At 45.9% G+C, this 801-nt stretch carries 2 rRNA genes; both read right to left on the minus strand.

Going from position 1 to position 801, the window contains the following annotated elements:
* Nucleotides 1–177, minus strand: a 23S ribosomal RNA gene (locus tag GN217_RS18805); the annotation flags it as partial.
* 508 nt (nt 178–685) lie between these two features.
* Nucleotides 686–801, minus strand: a 16S ribosomal RNA gene (locus GN217_RS18620); the annotation flags it as partial.

Consider the following 801-nt stretch of genomic DNA (forward strand, 5'->3'; position numbering starts at 1 on the left):
CGTACACCCTATGTATTCAGGTATACGTACTGTCCCATTACGGACAGTGGGTTGCCCCATTCGGAAATCTCCGGATTAACGTTTACTTACAACTACCCGGAGCATATCGGTGTTAGTCCCGTCCTTCTTCGGCTCCTAGTGCCAAGGCATCCACCGTGCGCCCTTATTCACTTAACTAAGTTACAGTAAATAATATAGCTTTGTTTTGCCTTGATGGTCATAAAAGACCGCTTTTTTGCATTTATTAATCTAGCTTCAGCTCCCAGAAACTCCCGTCGTAAGCAATTGTCTTCCAAACGCTAAAAACCAAGCGTTTTCCAGACCCTTGCTTACGCGTCCGTTTCTAAACGGTCGCTTCAGCCTTTTAATATGATGTCGTTGTTACTCTTATTTAGTTTTCAAGGTACAAATAGAGAGATTTACTCTCTCAAAACTGAACCAAACAACCCAGTATGTTCCGAAATAGTCTAGCTCCAGTGGCCAGCAACTAGCAAACTTCACACTTTTCCAATCGATAAGTCAACATCAGCTCCCGTTGGTCGCTGTGTTTCCTTTATCTCAAAGAAAAGAGTGGAAGTTCGATTAAGTTCGCTCACGTATGGGGCAACATCGAACTACCTCCCATCCCGGGAGGCACAGTTTGTACGTTGCTAAACGGCCACTTACGCCTTCTATATATCCTTAGAAAGGAGGTGATCCAGCCGCACCTTCCGATACGGCTACCTTGTTACGACTTCACCCCAATCATTGGTCCCACCTTCGGCGGCTGGCTCCAAAAGGTTACCTCACCGACTTCGGGTG

The organism is Oceanobacillus sp. AG (assembly GCF_009746545.1).
GTDB classification, from domain to species: domain Bacteria; phylum Bacillota; class Bacilli; order Bacillales; family Amphibacillaceae; genus Oceanobacillus; species Oceanobacillus indicireducens.